This window comes from Brevundimonas sp. (assembly GCF_041648115.1).
Lineage (GTDB): Bacteria > Pseudomonadota > Alphaproteobacteria > Caulobacterales > Caulobacteraceae > Brevundimonas.
Genome location: NZ_JBAZPR010000002.1, coordinates 131,419 through 145,608, shown reverse-complemented (window position 1 = coordinate 145,608; position 14,190 = coordinate 131,419). Strand labels below are relative to the sequence as shown.

At 67.8% G+C, this 14,190-nt stretch carries 11 protein-coding genes and 1 pseudogene; 8 read left to right on the top strand and 4 right to left on the bottom strand.

Going from position 1 to position 14,190, the window contains the following annotated elements:
• Nucleotides 1-89 precede the first annotated feature (89 nt).
• The 5 genes from rpe to WC597_RS02170 all read left to right on the top strand — a co-directional run bounded on the left by rpe (nt 90) and on the right by WC597_RS02170 (nt 7,678).
• Nucleotides 90-755 carry a ribulose-phosphate 3-epimerase gene (gene rpe, locus WC597_RS02190; protein ID WP_372691558.1) on the top strand — a complete coding sequence of 222 codons (666 nt, stop codon included), beginning with the start codon at nt 90-92 and terminating at the stop codon, nt 753-755.
• Nucleotides 752-2,590: a heparinase II/III family protein gene (locus WC597_RS02185; protein WP_372691556.1), complete on the top strand. Its 1,839-nt coding sequence runs from the start codon at nt 752-754 to the stop codon at nt 2,588-2,590. Before rpe ends, WC597_RS02185 begins: the two co-directional genes overlap by 4 nt.
• A gap of 80 nt (nt 2,591-2,670) precedes the next feature.
• Nucleotides 2,671-4,275, top strand: a complete 1,605-nt coding sequence (gene purH / locus WC597_RS02180; RefSeq protein ID WP_372691555.1) for a bifunctional phosphoribosylaminoimidazolecarboxamide formyltransferase/IMP cyclohydrolase — start codon at nt 2,671-2,673, stop codon at nt 4,273-4,275.
• A gap of 166 nt (nt 4,276-4,441) precedes the next feature.
• Nucleotides 4,442-5,341: a dienelactone hydrolase family protein gene (locus WC597_RS02175; protein ID WP_372691554.1), complete on the top strand. Its 900-nt coding sequence runs from the start codon at nt 4,442-4,444 to the stop codon at nt 5,339-5,341.
• Between the two features lie 252 nt (nt 5,342-5,593).
• Nucleotides 5,594-7,678 (top strand): S8 family peptidase, encoded by a 2,085-nt coding sequence (locus WC597_RS02170; protein WP_372691552.1) that lies wholly within the window; start codon nt 5,594-5,596, stop codon nt 7,676-7,678.
• 24 nt (nt 7,679-7,702) lie between these two features.
• Here the strand turns inward: WC597_RS02170 and grpE are convergent, their stop codons facing one another.
• Nucleotides 7,703-8,275: a nucleotide exchange factor GrpE gene (gene grpE / locus WC597_RS02165; protein ID WP_372691736.1), complete on the bottom strand. Its 573-nt coding sequence runs from the start codon at nt 8,273-8,275 to the stop codon at nt 7,703-7,705.
• 65 nt (nt 8,276-8,340) lie between these two features.
• Nucleotides 8,341-9,435: a heat-inducible transcriptional repressor HrcA gene (gene hrcA, locus WC597_RS02160; protein ID WP_372691735.1), complete on the bottom strand. Its 1,095-nt coding sequence runs from the start codon at nt 9,433-9,435 to the stop codon at nt 8,341-8,343.
• A 53-nt stretch (nt 9,436-9,488) separates the two neighbouring features.
• On the opposite strand from hrcA, the gene rph reads away from it, so the two are divergent.
• Both rph and WC597_RS02150 read left to right on the top strand, forming a co-directional pair.
• Nucleotides 9,489-10,214: a ribonuclease PH gene (rph, locus tag WC597_RS02155; protein ID WP_372691551.1), complete on the top strand. Its 726-nt coding sequence runs from the start codon at nt 9,489-9,491 to the stop codon at nt 10,212-10,214.
• Between the two features lie 64 nt (nt 10,215-10,278).
• Nucleotides 10,279-10,740: a hypothetical protein gene (locus WC597_RS02150; RefSeq protein WP_372691549.1), complete on the top strand. Its 462-nt coding sequence runs from the start codon at nt 10,279-10,281 to the stop codon at nt 10,738-10,740.
• A gap of 10 nt (nt 10,741-10,750) precedes the next feature.
• On the opposite strand, the pseudogene WC597_RS02145 reads toward WC597_RS02150, so the two are convergent.
• Nucleotides 10,751-10,990: pseudogene (locus WC597_RS02145) on the bottom strand (phosphoglucosamine mutase); the annotation flags it as partial.
• Between the two features lie 224 nt (nt 10,991-11,214).
• On the opposite strand from WC597_RS02145, the gene WC597_RS02140 reads away from it, so the two are divergent.
• A complete protein-coding gene (locus tag WC597_RS02140; protein WP_372691548.1) occupies nt 11,215-13,170 on the top strand; it encodes a DUF3363 domain-containing protein in 1,956 nt (651 codons plus the stop codon).
• 102 nt (nt 13,171-13,272) lie between these two features.
• Here the strand turns inward: WC597_RS02140 and WC597_RS02135 are convergent, their stop codons facing one another.
• On the bottom strand, nt 13,273-13,749 hold the full coding sequence (locus WC597_RS02135) for an RNA polymerase sigma factor (RefSeq protein WP_372691547.1): 477 nt from the start codon (nt 13,747-13,749) through the stop codon (nt 13,273-13,275).
• Between the last annotated feature and the right edge of the window lie 441 nt (nt 13,750-14,190).

Sequence of the window (14,190 nt, the reverse complement as noted above, 5' to 3'; positions counted from 1 at the left end):
GCAAGTTTGGCGTGAACAAGAGTAGAACATGTCGGGGCTTCCTCGCCAAGCCGGTTGCTCCCGTCGGCGCCGCGCCTTATCCCGAGGCCATGGCCCTCACCCCTCTGATCTGCCCGTCGATCCTCGCCAGCGATTTCGCGCGGCTGGGTGAAGAAGTCCGCGCGCTGGAGGCGGCGGGCGCCGACTGGATCCACGTCGATGTGATGGACGGGCATTTCGTGCCGAACATCACCCTGGGCCCCGACATCGTGAAGGCGATCCGGCCGCATACGAGCCTGCCGTTCGACGTGCACCTGATGGTCGCGCCGGTCGATCCGTGGCTGGAGGCGTTCCGCGAAGCCGGCGCCGATGTCCTGACCGTCCATCCCGAGAGTGGGCCGCACCTGCACCGCACACTGGGCCGCATTCGGCAGCTGGGCGCCAAGGCGGGCGTGGTGTTCAATCCGGCGACGCCCCTGTCGATCCTGGAAGAGGTGGTGGACCTGGTCGATCTGGTGCTGATCATGTCGGTCAATCCGGGCTTCGGCGGCCAGAAGTTCATCGACAGTTCGCTGCGCAAGATCGCCGGCGCGCGGGCCATTCTGGACCGGGCCGGTTCGGCGGCGCATCTGCAGGTGGACGGCGGCGTGACCTCGGCCAACGCCGGGGCCTGCGTCGCCGCCGGCGCCGATGCTCTGGTCGCCGGGTCGTTCGTGTTCAAGGGCGATTACGCGACCAATATCGCCGCCCTGAAAGCCGCCCCGGCAGCCGCGTGAGCCCGCTCGGCCCCTTCGCCCCGCGCGGGCCGGAAACCACACTGGACGTCGCCTCGGGCCAGATCCCCGGCCTGCCCGGCGCCCCGGTGCGCACGCCGGTGCGCTCGGGCGACACGATTGCGGGCCCGGGCCTGTGGCCGGCCATCGCCGGGCGGCTGGCGACGCGACAGCTGTGGATCGAGCTCTATGGCCTGCCCGGCTATGGACTGACCTTGGGCGGCGGCAGGGTGACGGCCTTCGCCGCCACGCCGCGCGACTTCCGCCCCCACGATCCGGCGCCGGGCCGCAATGTCCTGGCCGGACGCTTCATGCTGGCGGGGGCTTCGATGGAGGTCGAGGCGCCGGCCGATCCGTGGAACCGGCCCAGCCCCTCGCGGCCGTTCGCGGTCGAGCTTCACGCCTTCGCCTGGCTGCCGGGATTGATGGCCCAGGGCGACCGGGGGGCGCGGGAAGCCTTGCGTCTGACTTTGGCCTGGGCAGACGCCTTCGCCCGCTGGTCGCCCTTCGCCTGGGGACCGGAAATCCTGGGGCGGCGGGTGGTCAATCTGGCGTGCGGCGCGCGTCGGATGGGCGCCGTCGCGACCGAGGCCGAGCGTTTGAAGCTGGCCGACAGCCTGGCGCGCCAGACGCGTCAGCTGCTGCGTCCGCCCGGCGGGCTGGCCAGCCGGGCCGAACGGCTGACGGCGGCGGCCATCGGCGGCTGCGTCCTGGCCGGCGCGCCGGGACAGGCCTTGCGTCGTCGCGCGCTGGGGCGGCTGGACGGCGCCTTGAAGGCCACGGTCCAGGACGACGGCGGTCATGCCACGCGCAGTCCCGAGGCGGGGCTGGAGCTTCTGCTCGACCTGCTGACGCTGGACGACGCCCTGTCGCAACTGTCCGAACCGACGCCGGACGGAGTTTCGGCCGCCATCGCCCGGCTGACGCAGGGCTTGCGCCTGCTGACCCTGCCTGACGGCCGTCTGGCCAGCTTCCAGGGCGGGGGTCCGTCCAGCGCCGAACGGGTCGCGGCGGCCCGCGCCCATGACGACGAGGCCGTCCCGGCCAAGGGCGATCCCGCCCATTCGCCCGCCGGCACGGTCGCCGGCCTGACGCGCATCGCCAGCCCGCTGCTGACCATCATGGCGGATGCTGCGCCGCCGGCCCGAGGGGCCTGGGGCGCGGCCGCCTGCGCCCAGCCGATGGCGCTGGAGATCGCCTGCGGCAAGGACCGACTGGTGACCGGCTCGGGCTGGACCCCGGCCTCGACGGATCGCCAGGCCTTGCGTCTGACGCCGGCCCATTCGACCCTGACCCTGGGCGAGCGGTCATTGAACGAGCCGCTCGGCGGCTGGAAGGGCGACCTGCTGGGCCCGCGCCTGGTCGGGCCGCCGATCCATGTGACGACGGACCTGCGTGACGGGGATGGCGCCGTCTGGCTGGAGATGGAGCATGACGGCTGGAACGAGTTGTTCGGCCTGAACCATCAGCGGCGGCTGTATCTCGACCAGCGGCTGGACGAGCTGCGGGCCGAGGAAAAGCTGTTCCCGACGCCAGGCCGCAAGGAGATGGTGCGCCAGATCGCGGCCCCCTACGCCATCCGTTTCCATCTGGAGCCGGGGGTTCAGGCCTCGCTGGCGCGCGACCGCCGCTCGATTCTGCTGCGCGGCGCCTCGGGCCGGGGCTGGTGGTTCAGGACCGACGGCCCCGACGTGGCCATCGAGCCCAGCGTCCACATCGACGCCGGCCTGACCCGCCGTTCGCTGCAGATCGTGGTGCGCGGCTCGGCCCGCACCGACAGCGAGAGCAAAATCCGCTGGAAGCTGAGCCCGGCCGGCGCGAGCGGTGATCCCACCTGAAACCGTCCGTGGGGTGACGTGACGCCGGTTTGGGTCTAGAGGGCGCGCCATCCTCCCCCAGCCTTCACGGACGCCGCCTCATGCCCGCCGCTCCCGACTTTCCGCCCGCGCCCGATCAGGTGAAGCCGCAACGCGCCCTGATCTCCCTGTCCGACAAGGCTGGGCTGGAAGACGCCGCCCGGACCCTGCATGACCTGGGCGTCGAGCTGGTCTCGACCGGCGGCACCCGCGCGGCGATCGAGAAGCTGGGTCTGCCGGTCAAGGACGTGGCAGACCTGACCGGCTTCCCGGAGATGATGGACGGCCGGGTCAAGACCCTTCACCCCATTGTCCACGGCGGCCTGCTGGGCGTGCGTGACGCCGCCGACCATGCCCAGGCCATGACCGACCATGGCATCGGCGCCATCGATATCGTCTGGATCGACCTCTATCCTTTCGAATCCACTGTTGCTGCGGGCGGCTCGTTCGAGGCGGCGGTCGAGAATATCGACATCGGCGGCCCGGCCATGATCCGTTCGGGATCGAAGAACCACGGCTATGTCGCCGTCGCCGTCGATGGCGAGAGCATCGGCCTGATCCTGGAGGCGCTGAAGGCGGAAGGTTCGACCGATCTGGCCCTGCGCAAACGCCTGGCCGCCCGAGCCTTCGCCCGCACCGCCGCCTATGACGCTGCCGTCTCGGGCTGGTTCGCGAGCCAGGTTGAAGACGTCGCCCCAGTCCGCAAGTCCATCGCCGGCTCGCTGGCCCAGACCCTGCGCTACGGCGAGAACCCGCACCAGACCGGCGCCTTCTATCGCACCGGCGAGCGTCGTCCGGGCGTGGCCTATGCCGAACAGGTGCAGGGCAAGGAGCTGGGCTACAACAATATCGCAGACGCCGACGCCGCCTATGAGTTGGTCGCCGAGTTCGAGGCCCCGGCCGTGGTCATCGTCAAACACGCCAACCCCTGCGGCGTCGCCGTGGGCAAGGACCTGTCGGAAGCCTACGCCCGCGCGCTGGAATGCGACGCCGTCTCCGCTTTTGGGGGCGTGATCGCGGTCAACCGCCCGCTGAACGGCGACGACGCCCGCGCCATCACCGGCATTTTCACCGAAGTGGTCATCGCCCCCGGCGCCGACGACGAGGCCAAGGAAGTCTTTGCTTCGAAGAAGAACCTGCGCCTGCTGATCACCGACGGCCTGCCCGATCCGCACGGGCCGGGCGAGGTGTTCCGCTCGGTCGCCGGCGGCTTCCTGATCCAATCTCGCGACCGTTCGCTGATCAAGCCGTCGGACCTGAAGATCGTCACCAAGCGCCAGCCGACGCCGACCGAGATCCAGGACATGCTGTTCGCCTTCACCGTGGCCAAACACGTCAAGTCCAACGCCATCGTCTACGCCAAGGACGGCCAGACGGCCGGCATCGGCGCCGGCCAGATGAACCGTCGCGACAGCGCGCGCATCGCCGCCATCCGCGCCAAGGAGGCGGGCGAGGCCAAGGGTCTGGCCCAGTCGCTGGCCGAAGGCAGCGCCTGCGCCTCCGAAGCCTTCTTCCCCTTCGCCGACGGCCTGCTGGAAGCGGTCGCGGCCGGGGCCACGGCGGTGATCCAGCCGGGCGGCTCGATGCGCGACGCCGAGGTCGTCGCCGCCGCCGACGAAAAGGGCATCGCCATGGCCTTCACCGGGGTGCGGGTCTTCAGACATTAATCTTGAGAAGAAAGGGCGCTAACGCTCGCGACGCGGTCGCTCGCTGCTTGAGCGCCCTTCTTCTCGTTTGTAGAGGTCGTCTAGACTTCAACAGCGCGCCTTAACGTGACTGGACGCTCGGCGCCGGGCGTGATGCTCTGACCGCTTTCCCGCGTTGGAGCGTCCCATGACCGTCCTGATCCGTCCCGAAGGCCAGACCGCCGACGATCTGAAGCTGAGCCGACGAAGCCTGGGGGCGCTGGGGGGCTTGCTGTTCTCCGGCTATGCCGTCGCGGCCCTGGCGAAGGAGGCCAAGCCGATCACGACCGACGAGGCGGGCCTGGCCACGGAGACCGTGACCTATGCCGCGCCGGACGGGTTCCAGCTTCCGGCCTATGTGGCGCGGCCTGCGGGCGATGGGCCCTTCCCGGTCGTCGTCGTGGTGTCCGAGATCTTCGGCGTCCACGAATATATCCGCGACATCTGCCGCCGCCTGGCAAAGCAGGGCTATGCCGCCATCGCACCCGCCTTCTTCAACCGGGTCGAGGATCCCGCGCCCCTGTCGGACATGCAGCGGATCATGCAGATCGTCGGGGCGGCCAACTATGAGCAGGTGATGGGCGACCTGTCGGCGACGCTGGAATGGGCCAGCCAGCAGTCGTGGGCCAAGGACGGCAAGGTCGGGATCACCGGCTATTGCTGGGGCGGCAAGGTGGTGTGGCAGGCGGCGGCCCGCTTCGCCGCCATCGGCGCCGGCGTGGCCTGGTATGGCCGTCTGGCCCCCGCCGCCGATGCGACACCGGTGCAGATCTCGTCGGGTCAGCCCTGGCCGGTCGATATCGCCGACGACCTCAAGGCGCCGGTGCTGGGCCTTTATGGCGGCAAGGACCAGGGCATTCCGCTGGCCAGCGTGGAGCGGATGCGCGAAGCCCTTGCGCGGGCCGGTCAGACCGGCAGCCAGATCGTCGTCTATCCCGACGCGCAGCACGGTTTCCACGCCGACTACCGCGCCAGCTATTCCGAGACCGACGCCAGGGACGGCTGGTCCAAACTGCTGGCCACCTTCGATAAAGCGTTAAAGAATTAGGGCGTTACTGATGGGAAGGCTGCGGAGGGCGGCCTGAGTGGAGGGTTCGGCATGAACGGATTGCGGCGTCGCGGAGCGGTCGTTCTGGGCCTGGGCCTGTTGTTCCTTCCGCTGGCCGCGTGCGGCGGCGGCGGGGGAGGCGGCGGTGGTGGTGGCGGCGCAATCACGCCCCCTGTTCCACCGCCACCTCCGCCACCCCCGCCTCCTCCTCCGCCACCACCGCCCCCGCCCCCGCCCCCGCCGCCGCCCTCGGTGACATCGAGCGAATATCTGCGGAACTATGGCCTGGCCAATATGAAGGCCCAGGTCGCCTGGCAGGCCGGGGCGACCGGCTCGGGCGTCACCGTCGCCGTCGTCGATTCCGGCATCGCCAACACCCTGCCCGAGCTTGAGGGGCGGATCTCCAGCGCCTCGACCGACGTGGTTTTGGGCCGCAACACCCCCTATGTCGCGTCGAGCAGCCACGGCACACGCGTGTCGGGCGTTATCGCCTCGAACTTCAACGGCTTCGGCACGATCGGCGTAGCCTATCAGTCGACCATCCTGTCGATTCGCACCGACATCTCCGACTGTACCGACAAGAACACCGAGGTCTGTTTCAGCAGTTCGGACCTGGTGCGCGCCCTGGACTATGCCGTCGCCAACGGGGTCAAGATCATCAACATGTCGCTGGGCGGCGACGGGCGGCTGGGCTCGGCGTTTGAGGCGGCGCTGCTGCGGGCCGTGAACTCCGGCGCAGTGATCGTGGCCTCGTCGGGCAATGACGGCGAGGCCAATCCGGGCTGGCCTGCGCGCTACGCCATCGACCCCCGCTTCGCTGGCAGCGTGATCGCCGTCGGTTCGCATGGCGCGACCGATGTCATGTCCAGCTTCTCCAACCGGGCCGGCGACACGGCGGCCGGCTACATCTCTGCGCCCGGCGAAGACGTCATCACCGGCTGCGAAGGCACGTCCTGCTGGCGGGTCAACGGCACCTCGTTTTCGGCGCCGCATGTTTCGGGCGCCCTGGCGCTACTGATGCAGGCCTTCCCCAATCTGAGCGCGCGGGCGGCCTTGGCTATTCTGGTCGATACGGCGCGCGATGCGGGCGACCCGGGAACCGACATCGTCTATGGGCGCGGCCTGCTGGACGTGGCCGGCGCCTTTCGACCTGTCGGCACGACCTCGACCCCGATGGCGGACGGAAGCTCCATCGTGACCCTCAGCGAACCGGGCAGTTTCGTCGGCGCGGCCTTCGGCGACGCCTTCCTGCGTCAGAGCGCGCTGAACACGGTGCTGTACGACGCCTATGACCGGATGTTCGCGGTCCAGCTGGGCGGGGCCTATCCGACGGCGCCCAGCCGATCCTATCAGGCGGCGCCGTTCGAACAGAACACCACCGCCACCACCAGCCTTGCTCTGCCGGGCGGCGGGCGACTGAACCTGATCGCGGCCCAGCCGAGCGCGACGCCCGAACCCGTGGCGCCACGTCACGACCTCTATGATGCGCCGTGGATGGGCGACGAACCGCGCCAGGAGGCCATGCTGGACCTGGAAACCGGCCGGATGAACTTCTCGGTCTGGCAGGGCAAGGGCGGGGCGGCGTCGCCGTTCGAAGGCTCGGCCGGCGACGGGTTCGCGTCCCTGGCCCAGGCCGACCATGCGGTGCGCGGGGCGATGCGGTTCGGCGCCGTGACCGTTTCGGCGGAAAGCGGCGGCGGGGATCGTCGCATGCCGCTGCGCCGCGTCGAGCAGGACGCCTCGACCTATAGCCGGGCCGCGATCGGATGGCGGGGCGCGGAGGGCGGCCTGTCATTCAGCGTCGGCGCCCTGGACGAAAGGCTGGGGCCCTTGGGCGCCTTCCTGCCCGGCGGGTCGGACTTCGCCCTGCCGTCGCGGACCGCCTTCTATGCGCTCGGTGGGGATTGGACCCTGTGGCCCGGTCTGCGCCTGATCGGCGAGGCGGGCATGGGGTCGACGCAGATCGAGGGTCGGTTCCTGTCGATGGATCAGGCGGCGATCAGTTCGAACTGGCGGCTGGGCCTGCTGACCGGCTGTACGATGGTCTGCGACCGGATCAGCTTCACTCTGTCGCAGCCGTTGCGGATCGAGAGCGGGACATTCTCGGCGCTGCTGGCCGATGTGCCGGTCGAGTATTTCGACCCGCTGACCTATTCGCGCCGCAGCTTCTCGGCGTCGCCCAGCGGTCGTCAGATCGATTTCATCCTGGGTGGTGAGCGTCGGCTGTGGGACGGCTCCAGCATGACGTTGCAGGCTGTGGCCAGCCGCGAGCCGCGCCATGTGGCGGATGCGCAGCCGGAGTTTGCGCTGATCGGAGCCTGGCGGCGTCAGTTCTAACCGACGCCGCCTGACGACCCTGGATCAGGCCTTGCCGTCGAAGGCCTGACCCTCGGGCGACTGTGCGGCGCCGTAGGGGTTCTGGGCTTGCGCGCCGGAGCCCTTGGCGGCGACCACGACCATGGCGGGACGGACGGTGCGGCCGAACAGTTCGAAGCCGGACTGCATGGTCTGGAGCACCGATCCGCCGGGTACGGTGTCCGACGGCTGTTCCATCATCGCCTGGTGCAGGTGCGGGTTGAAGGCCTCGCCGGCTTCCGGCGCGACGCGCTTCAGGCCGTTGCTGTCGAAGGCCTGAAGCAGGGCCTTCTGCGTCAGTTCCAGCCCGGTCACCAGGCCGGCGGTGGCGCCCTCGGCGTCCTTGGGCGCGGCCATCAGGGCGCGTTCCAGATTGTCGGCCACGCCCAGCAGATCCTTGGCGAAGCGCTGGATGGCGAAGGCGCGGGCGTCGTTCTGCTGCGTTTCCGAACGGCGCTTCAGGTTCTCCATCTCGGCGGCGACGCGCAGGGCGCGGTCCTTCCACTCGTCGCGCTCGGCGATGACGGCGTCCAGGGGCGTCAGGTCGTCCCCCCGATTTTCAGAAGGATGGGCGTCCAGGCCGTGTTCGGCGTCGGTCTCGGCCGCATCCAGGGCGTCGAATTCGTCGTTAAGGGGTTTGTCGCTCACTTGTCGTTCCCGTCCAGCATCCGGCCCAGCACCCGGGCGGTATAGTCCACCAACGGAATGACACGGGCGTAGTTCAGTCTTGCAGGCCCTATGACGCCGATGGCGCCCAGAACCCTTTGTCGGCCGCTCATATAGGGCGCCGCGATCACGGCGGAACCCGAAAGTGAAAACAACCGTGTTTCCGCGCCGATGAAAATGCGCACGCCCTGGGCCGCATCGACGCCGTCCAGCAGGCCGATCAGCTGTTCCTTCTGCTCCAGATCGTCGAACAGGACGCGCACCCGTTCCAGGTCCGCCAGTCCCTCGCCGTCCTGTAGCAGGTTGGCGCGGCCGCGCACGATCAGGGCGCGCTCGCGGTCGGGTCCGCCGGACCAGGCGGCGAAGCCGTCTTCGACCAGGCGGGCGGCGGTCTGGTCCAGTTCGCGTCGGGCGATTTCCAGTTCGTGCGTCATCTCGCGCTTGGCGTCGGCGAAGGGGCGGCCGCGCAGGCGCGCGTTGAGGAAGTTGGAGGCCTCGACCAGGGTCGAGGGCGTGACGCCCGCCGACAGGGTCATGATCCGGTTCTCGACCGTGCCGTCGTCGGCGACGATGACGGCAAGGGCCTGATCCCCGCCCAGGGCCACGAACTCGACGTGTTTCACGCCCGAGTCCCGTACGGGGCTGGACACCACGCCCGCGCCGCCCGCCAGGCCGGACAAAAGGTTGGACGCCTCGTCCAGGGCGGATTCGAAGTTGCGTCCGCGCCCCGCCAGACGCCCGTCGATCTCGCGCCGCTCCTCCTTGGTCAGGTCGCCGACTTCCAGCAGGCCATCGACGAACAGGCGAAGGCCTGCATGGGTGGGGATTCGCCCCGCCGAGGTGTGGGGCGCGGCCAGCAGCCCGGCCAGGGTCAGATCCTGCATGGTGTTGCGGATCGAGGCCGGTGACAGGGCGATCCCGCCCAGCGATAGGGTCCTGGATCCGACAGGCTCGCCCGTCTCCAGATAGCTCTCGACGATGCGGCGAAAGATGTCGCGGGCGCGTGCGTCCAGCCCCGCCAACCCTGCGAGGGATTGGCCGTTGTCGAACGGCGGGGTTTTGGGGGCATACAGGCTCACGGTTTCAGGATAAGCACCGCCGCCTCGGCTTCCAAGGATTCATCTCAATGCGCCATTCGCAACGCACCGACGACCAACTGCGTCCCGTGACCATCGAGACCGGCGTCAACCGCTATGCCGAGGGTTCGTGCCTGATCACCTTCGGCAACACCAAGGTGCTGGTGACCGCCTCGATCGAGGAGAAGGTGCCGGGCTGGATGCGCAACACGGGCCAGGGCTGGGTGACGGCGGAATACGGCATGCTGCCGCGCGCCACCCACACGCGCGGCCGTCGCGAGGCCGCCGCGGGCAAACAGTCGGGTCGCACGCAAGAGATTCAGCGGCTGATCGGCCGCTCCTTGCGCGCCGTGGTGGACCTCAAGGCGCTGGGCGAACGTCAGGTGCTGATCGACTGCGACGTCATCCAGGCCGACGGCGGCACGCGCACGGCCTCGATCACCGGCGCCTGGGTCGCCATGAGCCTGGCGCTCAACTATCTGCGCGACGAGGGCGTGCTCAAGGCCGATCCGATCACGGATCAGGTGGCGGCCGTTTCGTGCGGCATCTGCAACGGCGTGCCCGTTCTGGACCTGGATTACGAAGAGGACTCGGAGGCGGAAGCCGATTCCAACTTCGTCCTGACCGGCGCGGGCCAGATCGTCGAGGTCCAGGCCACCGGCGAGAAGCGCGGCTTCTCGCGCGCCGAGTTCGACCGGCTGTTCTCACTGGCCGAGGTCGGCTGCACCGAACTGTTCGCCTTGCAGAAGGCGGCGCTGGCGGCGGTGAAGCGATAGGGGGTTTCGCCCTCGGCCGCAGGCGGGCATTCTTGTCCGGTTGGTTCTGACCGGAGACAAGTCGATGCGTCGATCCCAATGGCTTTCGCTGGCCGCCTGCGCCGTGCTGATGGCCGGATGTCAGCCTTCCGGCCCCGGAGCAGCGCCGTCGTCCGGCGATTCGACGTCGAACCCCGACGTGATCGATGCGGTTCCTCTACAGCCGGAAACCGCGCCGGTCGCTCCGCCTGCCAAGGCGGATGCGCCGGCCAAGGAACCGCCAAAGCCCGCCGAGGAGCCCCAGGCCAGCCTCCCCGAGGGGCCGGACATGGCGCCTCAGCCGGTTCCGGTCAGCGAAGTTCCGTGTCGTGAAGCCATCGGGTCCGCCGCCTCGGCCCGCCTGGTCGAGCGCTGCATTCAGGTCAGCCCGGCAACGCGCCCACCTTGCAACGCCGCCAATCCTTGCGACCTGATCCAGGGCGAGATCGATCGGTCCTGCAAACTGTGGGAACGCGACGGCGATCCGCCGGCGGCGTGCAAGCCTTAGAGGCAGGCCATCAGCCGGCGGCGCGCACCGCGCCCGCCACATCGGCCACCACCCGTTTCACCAGCGCCTCGTCGTCGCCCTCGGCCATGACGCGGATCAGCTTCTCGGTGCCCGACGGCCGCACCAGCAGGCGCCCCTGACCGTTCAGCGCCGCTTCGGCTTCGGCAATGGCGGCCTTGACCGTCTCGGTCTCCAGCGGTTTTTCGGCCGTGAAGCGGACGTTATCCAGCTGCACCGGATCGAACTGACGGACGGACAGTCAGCAGCGAAGAGCGTGGGATGGGCGGTCGTCAGAGCGCCCAGGTCTTAAGGCCCGAACACAACCGATCGCGATGCACCCGGATCAAAGGGGATCAAACGTCGTCAATCCGACGGAATAACTCAGGGCGCGACAGGCGCGATTTTGTTCGCAAAACTCCCGGCGACCGGTGGACGGTTCGCGAACAAAGCGGTTGTTGACGACAAGGTTGCCTCATGGCCACGCCTCACGATCCTGAGGATTTTCCATTTCGTCCGTCAATGACGGCGCGCAGAGATCACTATCCCCGCGGGGCCGTCGGCCTGCTTGGTCGTGCGACGGCGTCGATGCCCTTGAGGGCGCGAACACGACACTTTGCCGCCAAGGCGATCGTGAAGCGGGTCCGGCCTGCCTTTCGGGGAGCCGGGCCGTCGCGTCGCGTGTTCGTGAAGGTCAAGGTCGTGATGAGGACACCGAACGCGCGCGCCTCCCTGAAAGCCTGTGTGCGGTACTTCGGACGGGAGGGCGCTGGCGAGGAGGGGGCGAGAGCAGCGTTTTTCGGGCCGCAGGAGGACCGGCCTGACGCCAAGGCGGAGGTCGATCGGTGGGCAGATGACCGCCGTCATTACCGGATCGTCGTTAACCCGGAGGATGGACAAGAGCTCGCGGACGTCAGGCCGTTTGCACGGCGGATGATGAAACAGGTTGAGATCGACACCGGCACGCCGCTCGAATGGCTTGCCGTAGCGCATTATGACACCGGACGGCCCCATCTCCACATCATTTTACGCGGTCTGCGCGACGACGGGCGCGACCTTGTCTTCAGCCGCGGTTATGCAGCACAAGGCCTGCGCAGCCGGTGCGAGGCCCTGGCGACCGAAATCCTGGGTCCGAGGTCCGACCGGACGACTTCCATCCGTGATCTGACGACGGACCGACTGACGGCGATGGATGACACGCTTTTGCGCAGGCAGGGCGACGGCAAGGTCAATATCGAGGGTCTGGAAAGCGGAGAAAGAGCCAACGCCCTCCGCCGTCTGGTCCATCTTGAGCGTCGCGGATGGGCTCAGCGAGATAGCCAAGGCTTTTGGGCCGTCCCTGAAAATCTGCGCGATATCCTGCGGAATCTCGGTGAACAGGAGGCGCGTGAAGCCGCCGCGACGCGCGCCATCTGGGGCGGCTTCTGGGGCGGCTTCTGGGGCGGGCAGACCAATCGCCTCGAACCGCTGAGTCTCTCGGAAGGCGAGGTGGTCGTTGGCGCTTACGCCGGCGTTCAGCCGCTCAAATGGCACAAGAAGGCGGCCCAGTTACTCGTGCTTGAGACCATGGATGGACGTCTGGGGCATGTGCGGCTGGCGTCACTGGATCGCGTCATGATCCTGGATCGCGTGCCCGAGCGGGCCGTTATCGAGTTGCGGGGAAAGCCGTGGAGGGAAAGGGCTTCGGACCAGACCATCGCCCAGATCGCGCGACTGAGGAACGGCGTTTATTCTGAAGCCGATCATCTCGCCGTTCGGCCCGAAGATCGGCCTGGTTTCATAGATCGCCACCTTCGACGGCTCGAAGCGATGAGCCGCGAAGGTGCGGTTGAGCCTCTGCGCCAAGACCGGTTCGCCATTCCATCCGACTACGTCTCGCGGGCGCTGGCGGCGGATCAGGCGCGACACGGTCCCGCCGACGTCGAAGTCCGAGTGCTCGACGTCAGGCCTCTCAACCTGCAGACCTCAGCGCGCGGCGTCACCTGGCTGGACAAGGTTGCTGGCGGATTCGAACCTGATCCCGGCGCGGGCACCATGGCGGATGAAGCCAGAAGGTTGGGACAAGAACGGGCTGAGATTCGAAAGGGGTGGGGGATCGGCGATGGCGATGGCGATGGCTCCAAGCTGACCGACAAGGACATGCTCGCCCTCTGGACGATGGAGATCGAGACCCAGTTCAAGAGGCTTGGAAAGGGCGAGAAACTGGTCGTCAAGGCTGAGGAAGGACAGCCCTTCTCCGGCGTCTACAACGATAGAGTTCACATGGGCGGTCGAACCTATGCGGCGGTCGAGAGCCGCACCGTGGTCACCCTGGCGCCTTGGCGAGCGGGTTTGGAGGCGTGTCGTGGCCAGGGTCTCACCGGGGTTCTGCAGGCAGGGCAGGTGGAGTTTCGGTTCGGAGAGCGTGGCCGTGGCTTGGGACTGGAGCTTTAGGCTATTGTTCTTGGTAGGCGTGGCACGTGAGTTCAACTCTGGAGCTGTCGGATCGCGCTTGCGAAGGATGAGTGTGCGGCCGGAACGCTCCGACCCGCGGCCTCAATCTCGCAACTGTGCAGCACATTGGGCGAGAGCTTTGGTCATGCGCCATTCGACCGTTTTCAGCCGGATTCCGAGGTGATGAGAGATTTCCTGGTTCGTCATGCCGCCGAAGCGGCTGAGCAGGAACACCTCACGGAGCGGTTGCGGAAGGCTCAGCACAATGTCCTGAAGGAGCAGGGATGTATCCTGTGCAGCCGCCTGGCTGAATAGAGGTGACTGCCATGCATCCAGTTCTTCTCGCCGGCGATCGCGGCGATAACGGCTCAAGAACAGGTTTCGGGCGACCTGAAGCAGAAAGGCCTTCGGTTTGACGATTTCGACAGGGTGCTGCTGTCGCAGGATCTTGAGGTAGGTGTCCTGCAGGAGGTCTTCGGCGAGGTCGGCGCCATATCGATGACGCAACGATCCGAGCAACCATGCGCCGTAGGTAGCAAACAGGGTCTCGGCGTCGCTCCCGGTCGAGAGCGCCGGCATAGATTTCGACTGTCGACCACCAGACGCCAAGGGTTCGCCTCCGACCAACGAGACCGACCGTCCGGACTGACGGAAGTCGAGCCACGGTTGAGGCAAGCGCAAAGGCCACGGCGCAGCCGCGCCCATACAGACGTGCAAGCGCGTAATGCGGGTTTCGTCTCAACCGAGGTTCTCACGCCTCGACGCCGCTCTGCGACGCGTCACCAGCATGAATCATTCACTCACAGTTGGCAAGTGTGGCGCGATATCCGCACGACTTTCGCTTGCGCCTTGATCATGCGCCGGCCGTTGAGAACATGGTTGAGCCATGCGCCGCCGCCTTTAGCCGAAGCCTGGACATACGCGGGGGCCGCCCGGGCGTCTGGACGGTAACTTATCCGAACAAACCCATAAACGGAGAACTTGGGATTCTCACTCCGTGCCTTCCGACCAAGCTGCATT

What these genes read in the sequence shown, in the direction of transcription:
- rpe (WP_372691558.1), top strand. Translation starts at nt 90, where the DNA reads ATGGCCCTCACCCCTCTGATCTGCCCGTCGATCCTCGCCAGCGATTTC.
- purH (WP_372691555.1), top strand. Translation starts at nt 2,671, where the DNA reads ATGCCCGCCGCTCCCGACTTTCCGCCCGCGCCCGATCAGGTGAAGCCG.
- WC597_RS02175 (WP_372691554.1), top strand. Translation starts at nt 4,442, where the DNA reads ATGACCGTCCTGATCCGTCCCGAAGGCCAGACCGCCGACGATCTGAAG.
- rph (WP_372691551.1), top strand. Translation starts at nt 9,489, where the DNA reads ATGCGCCATTCGCAACGCACCGACGACCAACTGCGTCCCGTGACCATC.
- WC597_RS02150 (WP_372691549.1), top strand. Translation starts at nt 10,279, where the DNA reads ATGCGTCGATCCCAATGGCTTTCGCTGGCCGCCTGCGCCGTGCTGATG.
- WC597_RS02140 (WP_372691548.1), top strand. Translation starts at nt 11,215, where the DNA reads ATGGCCACGCCTCACGATCCTGAGGATTTTCCATTTCGTCCGTCAATG.
- WC597_RS02135 (WP_372691547.1), bottom strand. Translation starts at nt 13,749, where the DNA reads ATGCCGGCGCTCTCGACCGGGAGCGACGCCGAGACCCTGTTTGCTACC.